A 22,226-nucleotide genomic window follows, 5' to 3' on the forward strand; every position below is an offset into this window, starting at 1 on the left:
CGCACCACTTGTGTCTCGGGAGGAGGACGACGCCGTGGCGCTCGTGCGGGTGTACTGCGGTCTGGCCTCCGCGGATCCAGCTGGTCGGCCGGCTTCGTCCGGCTCGACGCTGACGTCCGCGGTGGTCGACGACGCAGGCCGACTGCTCCATGTCTGCGAGATCACCGATGACCCGGTCGGCTATGCCCGGCTCGGCGCGGTGCTCGCCGAGCGGGCGAGCGGTCCGAGCGGCGCGGCGGTCGCGGCCGACAGCGACGACCACCTGGTGACCTCGCTGCTCAGCGCGGCGGGACGTCCACTGGCGATCGCGGACGACGACTCCGTCGACGACTTCGCCGAGCGGTTCGCCGACGACGAGTCACTGGAGGAGCGGGAGGCCGCCCCGGCGCAGCGCCGGGCGGTCGGACTGGCCCGGGCGTTGCAGGCCGGTGCGCTCTCCGCGGCCACCCTGCCGGCGCCACGCGAACTCGCCGGCTACAAGCCGGTGCTCGCCGCGCACGCCGCGCTCGCCAACGGCCGGCACGCCGCCGCCGTGGCCCTGCGCGAGGTGCTGCGCGAGCTCTACCCGGCCGCGTTACGGGCCTATCCCGATCCGGCCGAACCGGTCTCCCTCGCCGTGCTCGACGCCCTGCCCGAACCGGGCATGCTCGGCGGCACCGGTGCCCGCGGCCGGGACGCCTCGGTCGCCACGGACGCCATCGCGGCGCATCTCGCCGCCGACGGTGTCGCCGAGGCCGACATCATCACCGAGGCGGTGACCGCGCTCGGGGTGGCGATCGCCGAGACACCGCGCCGCCCGGCCAACAAGGCGCTCACCTCGGCCGCCGCCGAGACCGTACGCCAGGCCGTCGCGGCGGTCCGTGCCTGCGACGCGGGCTGCGACGCCCTGGTGGCGACCCTGGTCGCCCGGGTGACCGTGCCACCGCAGACGGCGGCCCCACGGACCGGACGCCGGCCCGACGAGCCCGCTCCCCGGGTGGCCACCTCGGCGCCCGGCCCCGGGCTGCCGCCCGCGCCGCCCGGAAACCGGGAACCGGCGCCCGCCGGCCGCCGGAGTCGGCCGCAGCCGGCGCCCGGCAACGGCATGCCGGTCCGGCCGCAACCGCTGGGACCGCCCCCGGTCGCGCCCTCCCCGATCGGCCCGCCGCCGATGGCGCCGCCTCCGGTCGCCCCCGCCCCGGCGCGTCCGCTCGCGCCCGCCGCCGCCATGCCGACCTCGGCACCGCCGGTCTCCGCTCCGCCCCGGACGTCGCACGGCGTCCGGCCCGCGTCGGCGCCCCCCGCCTACCACGCCGCCGACGGGCCGCCGGCCAACCGGCCGGTCTCGGCGCCGCCTCCGCCGCCGGGACTCAACCCCGCGCCGGCCCAGCGCGGTTCCGTCCCGCCGGCCGAGGCGGGTGAACCCTTCCGGGCCACCCTCACCACGGCGGCGATCAACAGCGCCCGCAGTGAGCGCCAGCGGCCGACCCCGATCACGCCGCGACCGAAGACCAACGGGGACCCGTCCCGCTCGGGCACGATCAGCGCGGCCGGTCTCACCGTGCCGGTGCCGGCGACCCGACCGGAGCCGGCGGCGCCGCCGGGCTCCCGGGCGAACTGGCCCCTGGTCAACTCCGGCGAGGACCGGGACGACCGGCCGGCCGGCCAGCCGGGTTCGGCGTACGGATTCCCGGGCGGACCGGCCGACCGCGACCGGCCCACCAGCTCGGCACCCGCCGACGGCCGGGTGATGCCGCCTTGGCAGGCGGACGACCTGCCACCGGAGCCGCCCGCGCTGCGCCTGGTCGAACCGCCGCCCCTGGCCGACCGGGCGCTGCGCGACGAGCCGCCCGCCGACAACCCGCCACTGCGCCTGGTCGAGCCGGAGCCCACCACGCAGGTGGGCCCGGCCGTGCACGCGCGGCTGGGCGTCGAGCACGGCGAGCCGCCGGTCTCCGACGAGGGCGACGGCGATCTGCTGATCTTCGCCGCGGCACGCTCGGCGTGGTTCACCGGCCAGCCGGACGAGACCGAGGTGGAGTGGTCGCCGACGGCGGACAGCGGTTGGCGCGCCGCCGAGCAGGCCGCCCGCCCGTCGGTGGGCGCCTCGACCGGAGCCGGACTGCCCAAGCGGGTACCCCAGGCCAACCTGGTGCCCGGTTCCCCGCTGCGCGACGAGCGTCCACTGCGCATCGTCCGCGACGCGGCCCGGATCGCCGAGCACACCACCGGCTACTTCCGCGGCTGGCGGCGGGGCCAGGAGATCGGCGGGTACGCGGTCGGCGGCCGTCCCGGCCGGGAGGCCGCCGGTGGCTGGGACTTCAGCCGCGACCCCGAGGACCACCGGGCCCAGGCCGACGACTACGAGTACCGGTCGGCCGGTTACCGCTCCTAGCCCGTCCCCGGGTCCCGCATCCGGCCGGCCGGGCTGACCGCTCGGACGGCTGCGGACGGCTGACCGGCCGATCAGCCTCGGACGACCGTTGACCTGCGTGTTCCTGGCCACACCTCAGGGTGTTGACGGCACACAGCACCGCTCGGGACCATACCCGCGGACCACGGGCGACCCCCGTGACCAGGGCATGGGAGGCGGCGGCGGAGATGGCGGCACCGGCGGTCGGGGGATGGCGGTTGGGCCGTCGTGGATTCCTTGTCGCGGCGGCCGGCGGCGCGCTCGCCGCGTGTGGCCGGGAGACCGGCGACGTCCGGCCGCCGCGCCGGGAGTCCGGCGAGCTGGTGATCGGGGCCAGCCTCGAACTCACCGGCGTCGGCCAGTCGCTGGGTGTGCTCCAGGAACGTGCCCTGCGGATCACCCTGGACCAGCTCAACGCCGACGGCATTCCGGTGGGCAACCAGCGCCGCCGGATCCGGCTGATCGTCCAGGACAACGCCAGCGATCCCGGGATCGCCGCCCGGCAGGCAACCGAGCTGGCCGCCCGGGAGAACGTGCACGCGCTGCTCGGCGGCTGCCTCGCTGAGACCTCGCTGGCGATGATCCCGGTCGTGCAGGACCAGCAGGTGCCGTTCGTCTCCCTCGCCTCCGCCGACGGCATCGCGCTGCCGCTCGCCCAGCGGACCTACGTGTACAAGCTCGCCCCCGACTCCCGCGACGTGGCGCGGGCACTCGCCCGGCTCATCCGCACGCAGAAGCACGAACGGGTCGCCCTGCTAGCCGGGACAGGGGCACACGGCGACTCGGGCGTACAGGCCGTCACACGGGCTTTCGAGACGCTGGAGCAGGAGCTGGTCCGGGTCGCCCGGCTGCCGGGTGGGGCGGAACCGGACCTCGGGGCGGCCGTACGCCGGGTGCTCGACCGGGAACCCGACGCCGTCGTCGTCTGGGCGACCGCCCCCACCTCGGGTGCCGCCGCCCGGGCGCTGCGCGATGCCGGCTACGAGGGGGACATCTTCTTCGACGCCGGTGCGGTCGCCGAGGAGACCCTCTCCCCCGACAACACACCGGCCGTCGAGGGCGCGTACGTCGTACACCCCATCTCGTTGAGCGGCTCGTCGCTGACCAACACCACCAGCGCCGGCCTCGCCCGCCGCGACTTCGTCTTCCGCTACCTGCGGCAGTACGGCTCGTTCAGCGGCTTCGCCCCGTACGCCTCGGACGCGCTGCAGCTCATCGCGAACGCCGCCCGGCTGGGCAAGAGCGTCGACCGGGGGCGGCTGCGGGCCTACCTGCAGAACCAGGTGACCGAGGGGATCGCCGGGGCGTACTCCTTCGGGCCGATCCGGCACGGCGGGATGGAGGCGGGCTCGCTCGGCGTCTTCAAGGTCAGCAGGGGCGCCTGGAGCCGGATCTCCTGACCGCTGCGGCGGGCAGGGGCGGGAACCAGCAGCGGGATCGGCCGGGGCGGGAGCCCGGCGAGGGCTCCGCGAGAGGGCGGGCGGGGCGACGCGCCCGCGACGAAGCTGCGCGCGACGAGGCGCGCGACCGGGTACCGGCGACAGCGCCGGGCACCCGACACGGCACCGCAGGCGGGGCCGCGCCGACACCGGGCGACCGGCCCGCGAGCCGGTGTAGCGGCGGACGGCAGCACGGCGACGGCACCGGGCACCCGCCCGACGGCGTAGGGCCGCCTCAGGCGACGGCCACGCCGATCAGGCGGGCGCGACGGCGCGCGAGCGCCGCATCGTGAGCACGTACTCGACCAGCGAGATCAGTACGTGCTTGGTCGAGTCCCGGTTACGGGCGTCGCACGCGACCACCGGCACCTCGCTCGAGATCGCCAGCGCGTCCCGCACGTCCTGCGGGTCGTGGTACTGCATACCGTCGAAGCAGTTGATCGCCACGAGGTACGGCAGCCGCCGGTGCTCGAAGAAGTCGATGGCCGCGAAGCAGTCGGCCAGTCGGCGGGTGTCCACCAGGACCACCGCCCCGATCGCTCCCCGTACCAGTTCGTCCCACATGAACCAGAACCGCGTCTGGCCCGGTGTGCCGAACAGGTAGAGGATCAGGTCCCGGTCGATCGAGATCCGACCGAAGTCCATGGCGACCGTGGTGGTCGTCTTGCCCGGTACCTGACGCGTGTCATCGACGCCCACACCAGCCGACGTCATGATCGCTTCGGTGGTCAACGGCGTGATCTCCGAGACCGAGCCGACCAGCGTCGTCTTGCCGACGCCAAAGCCACCGGCGATGACGATCTTCGCCGATGTCACGCGCCCGGCCGTTGGGCGGTGCGACATGTCAGAGCCTGCGAAGTCCACTCAGCACCCTCTCCAGCAGTTCAGTGCCCACCGCGTCGTTTGAATCATCCAAGATTGTCGGCTCGTGCACCGCAACCAGGCCGTCGGCGGCCATGTCGGCGATAAGAACCCGAGCCACTCCCAGCGGCAACTGCATCCGCGCCGCGATCTCCGCGAGCGACTGCAGCCGACCGTCACACAGCGCGGCGATGTATTGATGCTCCCGGCCCTGACCGCCATTGCCGTTCCCGGCGGTCCGACCGCGCACCGTCGTCTCGACGAGCGCCTCCAGAGCGATGTCGAGCCTCGGCCTGGTACGACCGCGAGTGACGGCGTACGGCCGCACCAGCGCGCCCGTCGGCTCGTCCCGTTCGACCATGATCGCCGCTCACCCCCCTCTCGTCCTGCCCGAGGCCCAAAAACCTGGAGTACGTCGTTGTTCCGTTGTCGTCGCACCGGTTGGCGTCACGCCAACCGGGTATCGCTAACTCAGCATCCCCGCCGCGGCCCGCGGCGATGGCGTCAACGCGTCACCCACCCGGTCGACGAGCAACGCCATCTCGTACCCCACCTGACCGACGTCGCAGCTGCGGGCGGCGAGCACCGCAAACGACGAGCCGTCCGAGATGGACATCAGGAACAGGAAACCATTGTCCATCTCGACAACCGTCTGCAGCACCGCCCCACCCTCGAAGCAGCGCGCCGCCCCCTGGGTGAGGCTGACCAGCCCGGACGCGATCGCGGCGAGCTGATCGGCCCGGTCCCGCGGGAGGTCCCGTGACGACGCCAGGAGCAGACCGTCCGCCGAGACGGCGATCGCGTGGGCGACGCCGGGCACACGATCGGCGAAGTTGGCCAACAGCCAACCGAGATCCTGCGTAGATGTCATCCTTCATGCTCCTTCTGGCCGCGTGCTGCCGCCGGGCCATCGGCCTGGGGGGATTGCTGCCCTGTCGGAGTCGCCTCCGGGTTGGTCAACTGCTCGTCCGAGGGATGCGTGCGGCCACGCTGCACCCCACGGTGGTACGCCGACAGCAGACCGCGAACCGCCTCCGGTGTACGGCGCTGCACCGAGGTCGTCGGCTTCTCCACACCTCCCGGCACCAACTGTGCCATCGGCGTCCGCTTGGGTAGCCCGGCCTGGGTCGTCTGGCCGCTCGTGGCGGGGGCCGACGTGGCCGCCATGGCCGCGCGCCAACCGGCGTCGGCCGCCGTCTGCCAGCCCTCGCCGCCCGGTCCGTCGCCGGGCCTGGCCGCACCGTTGCCGTAGCCGGCCCGACCGCCCTGGCCCTGTCCCGCCGACACGTTCGTCACCGGCGGGCCGTTCACCGGCGCGGGCGGGGCCTGTTCCGGCGCCGGGGCGGCGTCCACGGTGGCGACCTGGCTGGTCACCTGGTTCCGGGGCCCGGTCGCCTGCGGCGTCGGACCCGCATCCTCCGGGGTCCGCCTGGTCCGGAACCAGGCCGACTCCAGCTCCCGGAAGATCGGCAGCTCCATCGTCTCGTCCGCGAACTTCGGCCGGGTCGGTCCGGACGCCGGCTGCTCGGCCGGGGGCCGGGCCATCCGGGGCAGTTCGGTGGTCATGTCCAGCGCCGCGGCCAACCGCTCCGGCACGGGTGGCGCCGAGGCGTCCCGGTCGGGGGTGTTGACCGGCGGCCACGCCGGCGGAGCCGACGGCGGGGCGGGAGGCGGCGGTGGTGCCGACCGCGGCCCGCTCGGGGCGGGTGGCGGCGTGACCGTACGGGGCGGCCCCCCGAACGACGGGGCCGGCGGCCCCGGAAGCGGAGGCGGAGCGGAGACCGACGGCGGGGACGGGGCCGGCGGCAACGCGGCCGCGGGCGGCAACGCCGGGCCGGGGTCGGGCGAGCGGACCTCCGGCGTGCTCGGCAACTGCCGGGGGATGTTGAGCCCCGGCGAGCCGTCACCGTTGGTGACCGTCTCGCCCTGGTCCGTGGACCGCCGCTGCGGCAGTGGTTCGACGTCCTGCCCGTTGGGGGTCCGCGGGGTGAACGGGTCGCCCCCGTTCAGCCCGGCGCGGGCGCCGGTCAGGTCGGACCAGGCCGGCATGTTCCGGACCGGGGTGCTCGGGGTGGCGTGGCCACCGCCGTTCATCACCGAATCGAAGGGGCGGCCGATCGGCGGAGTGTCCCGGTCGGTGCCGCGCGGCGGCGGAGCGGTCGGACCGCTCTCCAGCGCGAGCGGGGCGCCGAAGGTCGGACGCTGCTGGGCCGGCGGCAGCGGCTGGGCGGGCGCCGCCGGCGCACCGGGGTGGGGCAGCCGGCCGGAGAGCGCCCGGGGGATCAGCACCGACGTCGGAAGCGTCACGTCGGCGACCGTGCCACGGTCGGAACCCGGGCGCAGTTCGACCTTCACCCCGTGCCGGGTGGCCAGCCGGGCGACCACGACCAGACCCATCATCCGGGAGACGGTCACGTCCACCATCGGCGGCGTGCCGAGCCGTTCGTTGAGGTCCGCAAGCTGGTCCGCGCTGATGCCGATGCCCCGGTCCTCGACGTAGAGCACCGCACGGTCACCCGTCCGCCGGGCCTCCACCATGACCTGCGAGTCCGGCGGCGAGAAGGCGGTGGCGTTGTCGAAGAGCTCGGCGACCAGGTGCACGAGGTCGTTGACGGCGTGCGCCTGGACCTCGATGTCGCGGTCGATGGTGCCGAACTCGATCCGGGTGTAGTGCTCCACCTCGGACTGCGCGGCGCGGAGCACGTCGATCAGGGCCGCCGGCTCCCGCTGCACGCGGGTGGAGTCGGCCCCCGCGAGCACCAGCAGGTTCTCGTCGTTGCGCCGCATCCGGGTGGCGAGGTGGTCGAGCTGGAACAGCTCGGCCAGCCGGTCCGGGTCCTCCTCGCCGCGCTCCAACCGGTCCAGGTGGCCGATCAGCCGGTCCACCAGGATCTGGGAACGGCGGGCCAGGTTGACGAACATCGTCGCGACCGAGGAACGCAGCGCGGCCTGCTCGGCGGCGGTCCGGACGGCCTCCAGGTGGACCGCGTTGAACGCCTCGGTCACCTGGCCGAACTCGTCCTTGCTGCGGACCGGCAGCGGCTCGGCGATCTGGTTGGCCACCTGCACCGGCGACATCTGCGCGGTCACCTGCGGGTCACGCAGCCGCGACACCGCGTGCGGCAGTCCGTACTGGGCGATGGAGAGCGCGCCGTGCCGGAGCTCCCGCAGCGAGCGGGCCATCGAACGGGCGACCAGGAAGGCGAAGAGGATCGCCAGCAGCAGCATGCTGAGCAGCAGGCTGGTCTCCAGGAGGACCTGGCGCTGCACGTCCGAGCGGAGCGTGTCGGCCTGGTCGAGCACGTCGCGGTCGAGCCTGACCTCCACCCGGCGAATCAGCTCGGCGTTGCCGACCATCGCGGCGTCCCAGTCGTCCGCGTCGAACGGCGCGTCCGCCATGTTGTCGTCCGTCTTGCCCCGGATCCAGCCGCTGTAGTTGTCGGCCTCGCGCTGCTCGGAACCGGCCACCGTCTGCTCGTAGAACTCGGCCTCGTCCCGGTTGGCCACCGTCTGGAAGCTCTGCAGCGCCTGCTGCTGACCGGTCTCGGTCGCGATGTAGTCGGTGAGCAGCACCGGGGTCAGCTTGCCGTCGATCAGCGCCCGGTGCACCACCACGCGGCGCATCGACAGGAACTCCTTGGCCCGCGCGGTCGCCGCCGCGGCGCGCATCCGCTCGCTGAGCGTGGTGTCGCCGGCGAGCTGCGACGCCGAGTCGCGGATGTCGAGCAGGTCGCTGATCAGACCCTCGTACGACTGGGCGGCGTCGGTCAGCTTGAGTTTGGCGTTGACCACCTGGCTGCGGATGCCGGGCAGGTCGGCCAGGCCCTGGTCGATCCGGTCGAGCAGGGAGTCGAAGTTGGCGGGCAGCCCCTCGAGCTGTGCCCGCCGGTCGGAGTACGGGCCCTTGGCGCCGTCGACGACCGGGTGCACCTTGTTGTAGGCGTCGAGGTACTTCTGCCGGTTCGTCGCGTTGCCGGGATCGGCCCCGAGCAGGAGTACGGCGCCGGCCCGCTCGTCCTGCAGGTCGTGCACCAGCTCGCCGGAGGCCTCGGAGAGGGTGGCCAGGGTGTGCGCGCGGTCGGCGCCGTCCAGCGTCTCCAGGTGGTCGATGAGCCCCGTCGTGCCGACCACCACGATGGCGATGGTCGGAGCGATCATGATGAGGCCCAGTTTGGACCAGATCGGCATGTCCCGGAGCCGACCGACCGGCCAGCGGAGACGCGACAGGAACGAATGGGTTGTCTTCGGCCGCTTGCTCACGTCACCGCCTTCCCGTCCAGCACCCTATCGATGGCCGAGGGCACCGCCGATCGACCGACCCGGACGGGTCGGACCTCCGAGATTCCATCACGACGCAACTCAAAGAGAAAGCCCAGGTTGTCCCCTGCCGGGGGCACGCCGGGATGTATCCGAGATTTGACAGCGATCTGTCTTTTTGCGGTCACGCAGAGTAGTCACACATCCTGTCCACGTTGTCCACTGCCCACCGGCTACCGAATCCGGGCAGTCGTCTCCCGCCTCGTACCGGGCTGACGGGACATTGCGGCCCGCGCCCTCCGCGCCGACGGGTGGAACTGTACGCTCCCGCGCCGCGCGGGCGCGGATCGCCTCCTCCACACCCGGATCGACCAGCGCCCACTGCCCGACTCGCCGCCGGCCTGCGATAGCGCCGATGCGATCACCTCGCCGCGGCGGTGGAAACCATTGCCCGACCGCTCCGGTCCGGCAAGGTCGAAGTGCCGGATTACGCGATCCGTGCGGACCGTCGAATGTCCGCCCGGTCCGCCGAACTGACCACTCCGGCATTTTTCCGAACCAAAGGGCCCTCCCGACATTTCTCCGTTCCGGGCAGAAGCCGGGAGCGGACCCGGGACCCCGTTCAGGGCAGGAGTTTGGCGTACGCCGGCTTGATCACCTCGTTGATGATGGCGAGCCGTTCGTCGAACGGGATGAAGGCGCTCTTCATCGCGTTGATCGTGAACCACTGCAACTCGGCCCAGCCGTAGCCGAACGCCTCCACCAGCAGGGCCATCTCCCGGGACATCGAGGTGCCGCTCATCAGCCGGTTGTCGGTGTTGACGGTGGCCCGGAAACGCAGGTCCCGCAGCAGTCCGATCGGATGCTCCGCGATCGACCGCACCGCGCCGGTCTGCACGTTGGACGACGGGCACAGTTCGAGCGGTATCCGCTTGTCCCGCACGTACGCGGCCAGCCGGCCGAGCACCGGGGTGGCACCGGTGGTGATGTCGTCGACGATCCGCACCCCGTGCCCGAGCCGGTCGGCGCCGCACCACTGGATCGCCTGCCAGATCGAGGGCAGTCCGAAGGCCTCTCCGGCATGGATGGTGAAGTGGAAGTTCTCCCGCTGCAGGTACTCGAAGGCGTCCAGGTGCCGGGTGGGCGGGAAGCCCGCCTCCGCACCGGCGATGTCGAACCCGACCACACCGCTGTCCCGGTGCCGTACGGCGAGTTCGGCGATCTCGTGCGACCGTGCCGCGTGCCGCATGGCGGTGAGCAGCGTGCCGACCCGGATCGGCCGGCCGGCCGCGGCGGCGGTCGCGGAACCCTCGGCGAAGCCGGCCAGCACCGCCTCCACCACCTCGTCGAGGTGGAGATCCCGCTCCAGATGCTGCTCCGGGGCGAACCGGACCTCCGCGTAGACCACGCCGTCGGCGGCCAGGTCGAGCGCGCACTCGGCGGCGACCCGGTGCAGCGCGTCGGCGGTCTGCATGACCGCCACGGTGTGCGCGAAGGTCTCCAGATACCGTTCCAGCGATCCGGAGTCGGCCGCGGCGACGAACCAGCGGCCGAGTTCCTCGGCATCCGTGGTCGGGAGCGGGTGCCCGACCGCGTCGGCCAGCTCGACCACCGTCGCCGGGCGCAGCCCGCCGTCCAGGTGGTCGTGCAGCAACGCCTTGGGCGCCTTGACGATTTCTTCGTATCCGATTGCCACCATGCACAGACATTAGTAGGCCGGCCGGACGGGGTCGCGCCGCAGGTCGCAGGCGTGGCGGGGGCGCGCCGGCGCACCGGTCGGCGGCCGTATGGTGGCCCGGTGCCCCCCGAGATCCTGCGCTGGCTGCGCTGCCCGGTCTGCGGTCAACCGCTGGTCGCGGTCCCGGCCACCAACGACCCGGCGGCCGCCGCCGGCGAGGCCGGGCCGGCGCCCCGGACGGCGGCGCTGCGCTGCCCGCAGCGGCACACCTTCGACGTCGCCCGGCAGGGGTACGTCAACCTGACGGCGGGCCGGACGCCGCACTCCGGGGACAGCGCGGAGATGGTCGCCGCCCGGGACGAGTTCCTCACCGCCGGCCACTACGACCTGATCTCCACCGCACTCGCCGAACTGGCCGGGCGGCTGGCCCCGCCGCCGGGGACCTCGCCGGGGTACCCCGGGCTGGTGGTCGACGCCGGCGCCGGCACCGGCCAGCACCTCGGCGCGGTTCTCGACGCCCTGCCGTCCGCCACCGGCCTGGCCCTGGACGTGTCGAAGCCGGCGCTGCGCCGGGCGGCCCGTGCGCACCCCCGGCTGGGGGCCGCACTCTGCGACACCTGGCGCCGGCTGCCGCTCGCCGACGACTCGGTGGGCCTGCTGCTCAACGTCTTCGCGCCGCGCAACGGTCCGGAGTTCCACCGGGTACTGCGCCCGGACGGGGTGCTGCTGGTGGTCACCCCGACGGCCGAGCACCTCGGCGAACTGGTCGACCGGCTCGACCTGCTGCGGGTCGACCCCGACAAGGAGGAGCGGCTCGCCGAGGGGCTGGCCGGGTACTTCGCGCCGGTCGCGGCGATGCCGCGGCGGCGCACGCTGTCGCTGCGCCGGGAGGAGGTACGCACCCTGGTCGGAATGGGACCGAGCGCCTGGCACACCGAGCCGGCCCGCCTCGACGAGCGTATCGCCGGGCTGCCCGACCCGGTACGGGTGACCGCCTCGGTACGCATCGCCGGGTACCGGCCGCGCTGAGCCGGACCGGGTTCCGGAAAGCGGGGCACGGACACCCGCACGGGCACCCGTCGCGCCGGGGGCCGTGGAATGATCTTCGGCATGCGAGGCAGCCGGCTGGTGACGACGACGATGGTGGCGGTCCTGCTCGGCGCCGCCGCGCTGGCGCCCGCGCCGGCAGCCGCAGTACCCGCCCGGGACGTGGTCCGCACCGACCGGGGTCTGGTCCGCGGCACCGTCGGCGCCGACGTGCGCAGCTTCGACGGCATCCCGTACGCGGCACCGCCGACCGGCGAGTCACGGTGGCGGGCGCCGCGCCCGGCCGCGCCCTGGTCCGGGATCCGGGACGCGACGAGGCCGGGCAGCCCGTGCCCGCAGCACCCCGACCCGGTCGTCGGATCGCCGGCCAGCGTGGACGAGGACTGCCTCCATCTCAACGTGACCACCCCGCTGCGCCGGTCGACCCGGCCGCGTCCGGTCCTGGTCTGGCTGCACGGCGGCGGGCTGCGCAACGGCGCCGGCAGCGAGTTCGACGTACGCCGTCTCGCCGTCACCGGGGACGCGGTCGTGGTGACCGTCAACTACCGGCTCGGCATCCTCGGCTTCCTCGGCTATCCGGGGCTGGCCGACTCGGGCACCTTCGGCCTACAGGACCAGCAGGCCGCGCTGCGCTGGGTCCGCCGCAACGCCGCGTTCTTCGGCGGCGACCCGCGCAACGTCACCCTCTTCGGCGAGTCGGCCGGCGCGGACGGGGTCTGCGCCCAGCTGGCCTCGCCGACCGCCGCCGGCCTCTTCCACCGGGCCATCCTGCAGAGCGGCTCCTGCTCGACGGCGAACCCGGTCGCCGTCATCCTGCCGGTGCTCGGCGCGGAGTTGGACACCTGGAAGCCGCGTACCCTGGCGGAGTCGCTCGGCTCGGCGGCGGCCGGGTCGATCGGCTGCGCCGACCTCGACTGCCTGCGCGGCCGCGACGTCGCCGACCTGCTGGCGATCGCCGATGTCTACTGGAGCCCGGCCTTCGACACCCCGCTGCTGCCGCTGCACCCGGCCGAGGCGCTGCGGGCGGGCCGGTTCAACCGGGTGCCGGTGCTGGCCGGCCACACCCGGGACGAGGGCCGCTTCTTCGTCGCCACCTTCTTCCCCGACTCCATCGACGAGCCGACCTACCAGTGGCTGCTCGGCAGCGCCTTCGGCGACCGGGCCGCCGAGGTCGCCGCGCGGTACGCGGAAGCGGGCTCGCCGAGCCTGGCCTGGGCCGCGATCATCACCGACCGGGCGTACGTCTGCCCGAGCGCGGCCAGCGGTCGGCACATCGCCGAGCGGGTGCCGTACTACCGGTACGAGTTCGCCGACCGTACGGCGCCGCAGATCTTCGCCCTGCCGCAACCGCCGCCGTACCCGATGGGCGCGTACCACGGCGCCGAGCTGCCCTACCTGCACGACCTGCGCGTCCGGCCGGTCACGCTGAACCCGGCGCAGCAGCGGCTCTCCGAGCGGATGATCGGGTACTGGACGCGCTTCGCCGCCACCGGCGACCCGAACGGCCGGGGCCTGCCGCACTGGTCCCGGCACGCCGCGCAGTCCCTCGGGCCCGACGCGGTGGGGCCGGTGGACCTCGACGCCGAGCACCACTGCGACCTCTGGGCCAGCGCGGACGCCTGACCCGACCGGTCAGGTGGAGAGATCCACCTCTTCCCAGCCGGGCGGCGGGTCGTGGTACGGGCCCCGGAAGACGACCGCCCACTCCAACGCCCACCGGCGCTGGCCGATCGCGTTGCTGTCGATCATGCCGGGCAGGCGCCGGCCCTCCCGTTCCGCCTCCAGGTAGGCCCAGTCGAGGCAGTAGTAGAAGTCGAGCACGGCGGCGGCCTCGGCGGCGTCCCGGGGCGCGGCGAGGGTGCGCGACCGCCACTGGGTGAAGGTCTCCCCGGCGGTCAGGTGGGGCAGCCGCTCCATGAGCCGTTCGTCGGTCGCCGCCATCGGGTCCAGGTGCCGGCTCAGCCCGAGCAGCCAGGCCAGCGCGAAGACCGCGTCGTGGTGCAGGACGAAGGAGCGGTGGTCGCCCCGGCTGCCCATCACGAACTGCCACTCCGGCGGGGTCACCGCCTCGACCAGGTGTGAGCCGAGCAGCCAGCTCATGCCCACCTCGGGCGGCATGCCGAAACAGCGGGCCAGCACCAGGTGCAGTACGGCGATCCGCGCCTCCAGTTCGGCGGTCGGCCGCAGCTCGACCTCGTCGCCCGGCTCCCACACCAGGGGAAACTGGGCCGGCGGCAGCGGCAGCCGCAGCCGGCGCATCTCCTCCACGTTGGCGGCGCGGACCGTCTGAGGGTCCGGAGCGGGTACGGTCACAGCTCAGCTTCCCGTCGCGTCGGAGTCGCCCCGGGCGCGGGGCGCCCACGACACCGGATGCCGTGGCGGATCCACCCGACCCGGCACCCGTGGTTCCCCCCGGCGAGGCAGGATAGCGGCTCGCGGGCGGCGGCACCATCGCCCCGGTGCGGCGCGTCGGGTCACCAGCCGCCGGCCGCGCTCCGGCTAGCCGATCCGGCCGATGACCAGCGGCGGCACGGCCGGCGGGTCGGGCGAGACGGACACCGCCGCCTCGGCGGTCGCCCGGGCCGCCGCAATCCGCCCGGCGTCGTCGGCCCGCAGCTCGTAGAGGGCGTCTCCGGCGCGTACCCGGTCGCCCGGCCGGCGGCGCAGCACCACACCGGCCGCCGCGCTCACCGGGTCCTCCTTGCGGGCCCGGCCGGCGCCGAGCCGCCACGCCGCCAGGCCGATCCCGTACGCGTCGACGGCCGCCAGGTAGCCGTCCCGGTCGGCCCGGACGATCTCGACCTCCGGGGCGACGGGTGCCGGGGCGTCCGGGTCACCGCCCTGCGCGGCGACCATGGCCCGCCAGACGTCCATGGCGCGGCCGTCGGAGAGCGCCCGTGCCGGGTCGGCGTCGGGCAACCCGGCGGCGTCGAGCATCTCCCGGGCCAGCGCGAGGGTCAGCTCGACGATGTCGGCCGGTCCCCCGCCGGCGAGCACCTCGACCGACTCGGTGACCTCGACCGCGTTGCCGACGGCCAGCCCGAGCGGCGTCGACATGTCGGTGAGCAGGGCGACCGTGCGTACGCCGTGCGCGCCGCCCAGCTCGACCATGGTGTGGGCCAGTTCCCGGGCGTCCTCGGGCGACTTCATGAACGCGCCGGAGCCGACCTTGACGTCGAGGACCAGCGCGCCGGTACCCTCGGCGATCTTCTTGCTCATGATCGAGCTGGCGATCAGCGGGATGGCCTCGACAGTGCCGGTGACGTCGCGCAGCGCGTAGAGCTTCCGGTCGGCCGGGGCGAGCCGCTCGCCGGCCGCGCAGATCACCGCGCCGAGCTTCGCCAGCTGCGCGACGAACTCGTCGTTGCTCAGCGTCGCCCGCCAGCCGGGGATCGACTCCAGCTTGTCCAGGGTGCCCCCGGTGTGCCCGAGGCCGCGGCCGGAGAGCTGCGGTACGGCGGCGCCGCAGGCCGCCACCAGCGGGGTGAGCGGCAGTGTGATCTTGTCGCCGACGCCGCCGGTGGAGTGCTTGTCCACGGTCGGCCGGGATATCCCGGAGAGGTCCAGCCGCTCCCCGCTGGCGATCATCGCGGCGGTCCACCGGGCGACCTCGGCCGGCCGCATCCCGCGCAGCAGGATCGCCATGGCCAGCGCCGACATCTGCTCGTCGGCGACCACGCCCCGGGTGTAGGCGTCGACCACCCAGTCGATCTGCTCGTCGGAGAGCACCCCGCCGTCCCGCTTGGTCCGGATCACGTCGACCGCGGCGAACCCACTCACAGACAGTTCCTCTTCCTCGTGGTCGACTTCCTCGTGGTCGACTTCCTCGTGGTCGACCCGGTCCCGTGCCCGGCACCCACCCGGGCGCCGATCTCAGCCACCCCAGCGGGCCGGGATCTCGGCCGGCGGCTCGGCCTCGCCGGCCCAGAACATCGCACCGTCCGCGTCGACCACCACGACCCGGGGCGTACGCGCCTGCGCCCAGATCACCGCGTCGGCGACGTCCGCCCAGGTCGGCGCCTCCTCCAGTACGCCGGTCGGCGCGTCGGAGGCGTCGCCGGCGGCCCGCTCCCAGTAGCCCGTCCAGACCCGCTGGCCGCCGGAGACGTCCGGATGCAGGAAGACGGTGCCCCGGCCCCGCCACGCGGCCAGCGCCTCCGGCACCGCCGGCACCTGCCGGGACCCGGCGATCGCCTCCAGGTCCTGCACGCCGAAGGCGTGCGGCAGCAGCTCGGCCATCCGCAGCGGGGCGGGCTCCGCCTCGACCAGGCAGTCCGGCCCGCCGTGCTCCCAGAGCAGTTGCCGGCACCGGCCGCAGGGCATCAGCGGCTCACCGGTGGCGCCGACGCAGGAGAGCGCGACCAGCTTTCCCCCGCCGGAGGCGTGCAGCGCGGAGACCACCCCGCACTCGGCGCAGAGCGTCACGCCGTACGCGGCGTTCTCCACGTTGCAGCCGACCACGATCCGTCCGTCGTCGACCAGCGCCGCCGCCCCGACCGGAAAGTTCGAGTACGGCGCGTACGCGTGCCGCATCACGTCGGTGGCGGCGGCCCGCAGCCGCGCCCAGTCAATCTCCATCGTCACGTCCCCCATCCTGCACGTTCGCAGGTCAGCCCTTGATGTAGGGCTTGCCGTCGGCGGCCGGTGCCCGCACCTTGCCGACCAGGCCGGCCACGGCCAGCAGCGTGGCGAGGTACGGCAGCATCGCCAGGAACTCACTGGGGATGCTGCTGTCGATCGCGCCGAGGTAGGTGCCGAGCTGGTCGGCGAAGCCGAAGAAGAGCGCGGCCAGCAGCGCACCCGTGGGACTCCACCGTCCGAAGATCAGCGCGGCGAGGGCGATGAAGCCCTTTCCGCCGATCATGTTCTTGCTGAAGGTGTAGAGCGCGAGGGTGTAGGAGGCGCCGCCGACCCCGGCGACCATGCCGGCGAGCAGCACGTTGCGGTAGCGCAGCGCCAGCACCTTCACCCCGAGGGTGTCGGCGGCGGTCGGGTGCTCCCCGACCGACCGGGTCCGCAGCCCCCACCGGGTCCGGTACAGCGCGACGTGGATCACGAGCACCAGCAGCAGCGCCAGGTAGAGGAAGATGTTCCCCCGGAACAGCGCCGGGCCGAGCACCGGGATGTCGCTCAGCACCGGGATCGGCCACGACTCGAACCGGGGCGGCTGGTTGTACCGCTCGGCGTTCGTCTGCATCAGCCGCTCGTAGAGGAAGCCGGTCAGGCCGAGCGCGAGCAGGTTGAGCACGATGCCCATCACGACCTGGTCGACCAGGTAGCGGATGGTGAAGACCGCCAGCAGCAGCGAGATGAACGCCCCGCCGAGGGCGGCGGCGACCAGCCCGATCCAGGCGCTCGCGGCGAGCGTGCCGACCAGCGCGCCGCAGAACGCGCCCATCAGCAGTTGTCCCTCGATCGCCACGTTGACCACGCCGGAGCGCTCGCAGAGCACCCCGGCGAGGGCGCCGAAGATCAGCGGCAGGGCCAGGATGAACGTGCCCCGGACGATGTTGACCAGCGGCATGAAGTTCTGACCGGGCGGTGCCGCCGAGACCTGCCAGCAGAGGAAGGAGAGCACCACGCCGAGCACGGCGACGCCGAGGAGCGGGGTGAACCACCGCTTCGGCAGCCCGGCCAGCAGCGCCCCGCCGGCCGCCGCGGCGATCAGGCCGAAGAGCACCGCGCCGACGGTGCCGTTGACCGCCACGGCCGCGCCGCCCGCGTCCTCGCTGAGCGTGAACCGCGCGTCCTGGCCGGTGGCGAGCGCCCCGAAGAGCACCGCCGCGACCAGCCCGAGCAGCAGCGCGCCGAGGCCGATCTTCCGGTCGCGGGTCCAGAAACCCTGCCGTACGGCGACGGCGACGTCCTCGACGACCATCGTGGACATGGGTGGTGTCACCAGCCCTTCGCGAGGCTCGTCTGCAACCGGGCGGCCCGGGCGGCCCGGAGCCGGAAGATCGCCTTCACCAGGGCCGGCGCGGCGATGAAGATGACGATCATCGCTTGCAGCACGGTGACCAGTTCCAGCGAGATGCTGGCGTACGACTGCATCCGGTTGCCGCCGGCCTGCAACGCGCCGAAGAGCAGCGCGGCCAGCGCCACCCCCCAGGGCTTCACCCGGCCCAGCAGTGCCACCAGGATGCCGTCGAAGCCGATCTGGGCGATCACCAGCGGGGTGAGCGCGGTGGCGGTGGTACCGATCACCATGTTGGCGCCGCCGAGTCCGGAGAGCGCGCCCGCGAGCACCATCACCAGCACGTACGTCCGGCCGACGCTGATCCCGGCGGTGCGGGCCGCGTCCGGGTTGGCGCCGACCGCGCGCAGCTCGAAGCCGAAGGTGGAGCGGTTGAGCAGCCAGGCGACGCCCCAGGTGGCCGCCACGGCGAGCACGATGCCGAGATGCACCCGCAGGTCGCCGCCGAGCAGCCGGGGCAACTGGGCCGAGCCGTCGACGGGGCGGCTGATCGCGTCGGTGCGCGCCGGGTCGTGCACCCCCTTCTGCACGATGATCCAGGCCAGGAAGGAGATCGAGACGTAGTTGAGCATGATCGTGGTGATCACCTCGTGGGCGCCGGTGCGGGCCTTGAGGAAACCGGGGACGAAGCCCCAGACCGCGCCGCCGAGCGCGCCGGCGAGCAGCGCGACGATCAGGTGCACCACCGGGGGCAGCGGCAGCAGGAAGCCGGCCAGCGCGGCCAGGATCACCCCGAGGGTGGCCTGGCCCTGCGCACCGATGTTGAACAGGCCGCCCCGGAAGGCCACCGAGACCGCCAGGCCGGTGAAGACCAGCGGGGCGGTGTACGTCAGCGTCTCGGAGATCGGCGCGAAGACCGGCTGCCAGCCGTTCGTCCCGTTGAGCCAGCCGCTCACCGCCGCCGGGTCGACCACCGCGCCCTTGAACAGGTTGGCGTACGCGTCGCTGACCACCGCCCAACTGGCGCTGAGCGCGTCGGAGGGCCGGGCGGTGATGTAGCCGTACGTGGCCAGCACGTCCGGGTCGGAGACGATGATCAGCACGGCGCCGATGAACATCGCCAGCACGACGGCGAGCACGGTCACCGTCACGGTGTTCGCCGCCCAGAGGCTCTGGGTGAAGAGCCGGAGCAGCAGCGGGCCGCCACCGGCGTCGGTCAGCGCCGCCCGCCCGTCGCCGGCCCCGCCCGTACCCTCGGCGGTCGCGCCGCCGGTGCTCGCGCCCTCGGCCGCGCCGGTCCCGCCGGTGGCGGTGATGCCGGCCTTGACCGCGCCCGCCTCGACCAGCTCACGGGCCGGCGTCTCGTCCGGGGCCGAGCCGCCGGGCCGGTTCACGTCGCTCATCGGAGTACCTCATCGCCAGGGTCAGCAGGGGACGCCGCCGGCCCGGTCGCCGCCGGCGCCGCCGTGGCGGCGGCGTCCGGCGCGGTGATGCCGGCCATCAGCAGGCCGATCTCCTCGCGCGGGGTGTCCGGGCCGACGATGCCGAGGATCCGGCCGCGGTACATCACGGCGATCCGGTCGGCGAGCCCGATCACCTCGTCCAGCTCGGAGGAGACCAGCAGTACGGCGGTGCCGATGTCCCGCTCGTGGATGATCCGGCGGTGGATGAACTCGATCGACCCGACGTCCACGCCCCGGGTGGGCTGGGCGGCCACGAAGAGCTTCAGTGGCCGGGACATCTCCCGGGCGATGATCACCTTCTGCTGGTTGCCGCCGGAGAGCGTGCCGACGGCCGCCTCCGCCGACGGGGTACGGACGTCGAACTGGGCGATCCGCTCCCGCGCGGAGGCGGCGATCGCGTCCGGGCGCAGCGCCAGGCCGGAGCCGAACGGCGGCTGGTCGTAGATGTCCAGGACCAGGTTCTCCGCGACGCTGAACTCCTTGACCAGCCCGTCGACGCTGCGGTCCTCGGGGACGTACCCGACGCCGGCCCGCAGCACCCGCTTGGTCGACCAGCCGTCGATCCGCCGGCCGCCCAGGCTCACCGATCCGCTGAGCACCGGGCGCAGGCCCATCAACGCCTCGATCAGCTCGGTCTGGCCGTTGCCCTGCACCCCGGCGACGCCGAGCACCTCGCCGGCCCGCACCGTGAGGTCGACGCCGTCGACCGCGCGGATCGAGCGCTCGTCGTCGACGACCAGGCCCTCGATCTCCAGTACCGGCTCGCCGGGCTCGGCGGGCTCCTTCTCGACCAGCAGGTTCACCGTGCGGCCGACCATCAGTGCGGCCAGCTCGTCCTCGCTCGCCCGCGGGTCGGCCGTACCGACGGTCCGGCCCCGGCGGATCACCGTGATCCGGTCGGCGATGGCCTTTACTTCCTTGAGCTTGTGGGTGATGAAGACGATCGACTTGCCGGACTCCTTGAGCGACCGCATCACCGCGAGGAGTTCCTCGGTCTCCTGCGGCGTCAGCACGGCGGTCGGTTCGTCGAGGATCAGCAGGTCCACGTCCCTGGTGAGCGCCTTGACGATCTCGACCCGCTGCTGCACGCCGACCGGCAGGTCCTCGATCACCGCGTCCGGGTCGACCCGCAGGTTGTACCGGTCGGAAACCTCGGCCACCTCGCGGCGGGCCCGCCGCCGGTCGAGGAAGCCGGCGATGCCGCCGCGGACCTGCTCGGCGCCGAGCATGACGTTCTCGGCCACGGTGAAGACCGGGACCAGCATGAAGTGCTGGTGCACCATGCCGATGCCGGCCGCGATGGCGTCGCCGGGGCCCTTGGGCCGCAGCGGCGCGCCGTCGACCAGGATCTCGCCCTCGTCGGGCTGGAGCAGGCCGTACAGCACGTTCATCAGGGTCGACTTGCCCGCGCCGTTCTCACCGAGCAGCGCGTGGATCTCTCCGGGCTCCACCGTCAGGTCGATGTGGTCGTTGGCGACCAGGTCACCGAACCGCTTGGTGATGCCGCGCAGTTCGAGTCTCAGCGCAACCTCCTGGGGTGCGGGCGGATGGTGCAGCCTAGCCGCTGCTCCACCGGGTCGACACGGTGATCATTCGCGGAGCGCTCCGGCCGGTGCCGGCCGGGTGTGGACCGGCCGCCCCGACCGGCGTGGGAGCGGACTCCCGCGAGGGTCGGGGCGGCCGGATCGTCCGGATCCGTCACCGGTCCGGCCGGCCGTCCCGAACGGGGTGTCGGGGCGACCGGCGGGGTGTCACTTCGGCTGGGCCGCGGAGGTGACCGTGACCGTACCGGCGGCGATGTCGGCCTTGAGCTTGTCGACCTCGGCCTTCAGCTCCGCCGGCACCTTGCTGTCGAACTCGTGGTACGGCGCCAGCGAGACGCCGTTGTTGGCCAGGGTGCCCAGGTAGCCCGGGTCGTGGGCCAGCTTCTCGCCCTTGGCCGCGGTCTCCACGGCGTCCCGGACCGCGTCCGAGATGTTCTTGACCACGGTGGTGACCAGGGCGGAGCAGTTCGGGGTGCTCTCGCACCCGTCGGTGTCCACCCAGATCGCCGAGTACTTGCCGCCCGAGGCCTGGGCGGCGGCCGTGGTGCCGAGGCCGGCACCGCCGGCGACCGGCATGATGATGTCGGCGCCCTGGGCGACGAGGGCGTCGCTGACCTTCTTGCCCTCGTCCTGCTTGACGAAGCTGTTGGTGAACGAGCCGTTCTGGGTGGTCTTGTTCCAGCCCAGGGCCTGGACGTTCTTGCCCTTGGTCTGGTTGTAGTGGGCCACGCCGTCGACGAAGCCGTCCATGAAGATGGTCACCGGCGGGATCTTCTCCCCGCCGTACGTGGCGACCTTGCCGCTCTTGCTCATCCCGGCGGCCAGGTAGCCGGCCTGGAAGGCCGCCTGCGCGGTGTCGAACTGCATCGGGAAGACGTTGGCCTCGAGGAGCTTCGCGTCCACGATGCCGAACTGCTGGTCCGGGTGCGCCTTCGCGATCTTCGAGGTGGCCCCGCTCATCAGGCCGCCGACGGCCAGGATGAAGTCGCACTTCTGGTTGACGTACTGGGTCAGGTTCGGCTCGTAGTCGGCTTCCGCCTTCGACGAGGTGTTCTTGATTTCGATGTTGGGGTTCGCCGCCTTGGCCGCCTCCAGGCCCTTCCAGGCCGAGGTGTTGAACGACTTGTCGTCGATCCCACCGACGTCGGTCACCATGCACGCGGAGTATGTGTCGGCAGCGGTGCCGCCGCCCTCGTTGGTTTCCTCCGGCGCCTCGCCACACGCGGCGGCCGCGCTCAGCGCGAGTCCACCCACCGCGAATACCGAGACGATCCGCATCCCACGCACAGAGCGCAAGACGGTCTCCTTCCCATTGCACACCGCCCACCGCGGTGGCAGCCCTAAGCCGGCCTGCGCCTTGCCGCCGGCGTCCCACGTTACGGACGGGAGCGTACGCCCGCGCCTGTCCACCGGCCGACAATCGTGCCTGACCGTTGAACGCCCGTTACCGTTACGTAACTTCGGGGTGCGCGACATCACTCCGGGGCCCGCCCGATGCCGGACCCGGATCCACGAGACGTCCTTTTTAACCTTTTCGCAGCTCAGCCGGGGGGCAGCCGGCAGCGACGAAGATCCGGCGGCCACCGGACGGCGACCCGCGCACCGGCAAGCCGGCGGCCCCGGTGCCCCGG

At 73.4% G+C, this 22,226-nt stretch carries 16 protein-coding genes; 4 read left to right on the plus strand and 12 right to left on the minus strand.

Going from position 1 to position 22,226, the window contains the following annotated elements:
* The first annotated feature begins 10 nt into the window (after positions 1-10).
* A complete protein-coding gene (locus tag ACQEUR_RS15200; protein ID WP_433030736.1) occupies positions 11-2,374 on the plus strand; it encodes a transposase in 2,364 nt (787 codons plus the stop codon).
* Positions 2,375-2,550: 176 nt separating this feature from the next.
* A complete protein-coding gene (locus tag ACQEUR_RS15205) occupies positions 2,551-3,792 on the plus strand; it encodes an ABC transporter substrate-binding protein (protein ID WP_433030739.1) in 1,242 nt (413 codons plus the stop codon).
* A gap of 294 nt (positions 3,793-4,086) precedes the next feature.
* Here the strand turns inward: ACQEUR_RS15205 and ACQEUR_RS15210 are convergent, their stop codons facing one another.
* From ACQEUR_RS15210 to ACQEUR_RS15230, 5 genes are all read right to left on the minus strand, one after another.
* Complete coding sequence (locus ACQEUR_RS15210; protein ID WP_433030742.1) at positions 4,087-4,674, minus strand: GTP-binding protein; 588 nt, start codon at positions 4,672-4,674, stop codon at positions 4,087-4,089.
* A gap of 1 nt (position 4,675) precedes the next feature.
* Complete coding sequence (locus ACQEUR_RS15215; RefSeq protein ID WP_433030745.1) at positions 4,676-5,053, minus strand: DUF742 domain-containing protein; 378 nt, start codon at positions 5,051-5,053, stop codon at positions 4,676-4,678.
* A gap of 105 nt (positions 5,054-5,158) precedes the next feature.
* On the minus strand, positions 5,159-5,563 hold the full coding sequence (locus ACQEUR_RS15220) for a roadblock/LC7 domain-containing protein (RefSeq protein ID WP_433030747.1): 405 nt from the start codon (positions 5,561-5,563) through the stop codon (positions 5,159-5,161).
* Positions 5,560-8,952: a sensor histidine kinase gene (locus ACQEUR_RS15225; RefSeq protein ID WP_433030750.1), complete on the minus strand. Its 3,393-nt coding sequence runs from the start codon at positions 8,950-8,952 to the stop codon at positions 5,560-5,562. Before ACQEUR_RS15225 ends, ACQEUR_RS15220 begins: the two co-directional genes overlap by 4 nt.
* A 619-nt stretch (positions 8,953-9,571) precedes the next feature.
* Positions 9,572-10,648 (minus strand): adenosine deaminase, encoded by a 1,077-nt coding sequence (locus ACQEUR_RS15230; protein WP_433030753.1) that lies wholly within the window; start codon positions 10,646-10,648, stop codon positions 9,572-9,574.
* A 99-nt stretch (positions 10,649-10,747) separates the two neighbouring features.
* Between ACQEUR_RS15230 and ACQEUR_RS15235 the strand changes: the two genes are divergently transcribed.
* Positions 10,748-11,656, plus strand: a complete 909-nt coding sequence (locus tag ACQEUR_RS15235) for a putative RNA methyltransferase (protein WP_433030756.1) — start codon at positions 10,748-10,750, stop codon at positions 11,654-11,656.
* 81 nt (positions 11,657-11,737) lie between these two features.
* Positions 11,738-13,297 carry a carboxylesterase/lipase family protein gene (locus tag ACQEUR_RS15240; protein WP_433030759.1) on the plus strand — a complete coding sequence of 520 codons (1,560 nt, stop codon included), beginning with the start codon at positions 11,738-11,740 and terminating at the stop codon, positions 13,295-13,297.
* 9 nt (positions 13,298-13,306) lie between these two features.
* Here the strand turns inward: ACQEUR_RS15240 and ACQEUR_RS15245 are convergent, their stop codons facing one another.
* The 7 genes from ACQEUR_RS15245 to ACQEUR_RS15275 form a co-directional block, all read right to left on the minus strand.
* A complete protein-coding gene (locus ACQEUR_RS15245; RefSeq protein ID WP_433031028.1) occupies positions 13,307-13,933 on the minus strand; it encodes a DUF4272 domain-containing protein in 627 nt (208 codons plus the stop codon).
* A gap of 240 nt (positions 13,934-14,173) precedes the next feature.
* The gene (locus tag ACQEUR_RS15250; protein ID WP_433030762.1) at positions 14,174-15,454 is read right to left on the minus strand and encodes a thymidine phosphorylase; all 1,281 of its coding nucleotides are present in this window, start codon (positions 15,452-15,454) and stop codon (positions 14,174-14,176) included.
* Between the two features lie 93 nt (positions 15,455-15,547).
* The gene (locus ACQEUR_RS15255) at positions 15,548-16,252 is read right to left on the minus strand and encodes a cytidine deaminase (protein ID WP_433031031.1); all 705 of its coding nucleotides are present in this window, start codon (positions 16,250-16,252) and stop codon (positions 15,548-15,550) included.
* A 31-nt stretch (positions 16,253-16,283) separates the two neighbouring features.
* Positions 16,284-17,561, minus strand: coding sequence for an ABC transporter permease (locus ACQEUR_RS15260; protein ID WP_433031034.1), 1,278 nt, complete (start codon positions 17,559-17,561; stop codon positions 16,284-16,286).
* 8 nt (positions 17,562-17,569) lie between these two features.
* Positions 17,570-18,991 carry an ABC transporter permease gene (locus ACQEUR_RS15265; protein ID WP_433030765.1) on the minus strand — a complete coding sequence of 474 codons (1,422 nt, stop codon included), beginning with the start codon at positions 18,989-18,991 and terminating at the stop codon, positions 17,570-17,572.
* Complete coding sequence (locus ACQEUR_RS15270; RefSeq protein WP_433031037.1) at positions 18,988-20,607, minus strand: ABC transporter ATP-binding protein; 1,620 nt, start codon at positions 20,605-20,607, stop codon at positions 18,988-18,990. Before ACQEUR_RS15270 ends, ACQEUR_RS15265 begins: the two co-directional genes overlap by 4 nt.
* A 195-nt stretch (positions 20,608-20,802) precedes the next feature.
* Positions 20,803-21,873, minus strand: coding sequence for a BMP family lipoprotein (locus ACQEUR_RS15275; protein ID WP_433031040.1), 1,071 nt, complete (start codon positions 21,871-21,873; stop codon positions 20,803-20,805).
* Positions 21,874-22,226 lie beyond the last annotated feature (353 nt).

The sequence above is a fragment of the Plantactinospora sp. CA-290183 genome (assembly GCF_050936375.1).
Classification (GTDB): Bacteria; Actinomycetota; Actinomycetes; order Mycobacteriales; family Micromonosporaceae; genus Plantactinospora.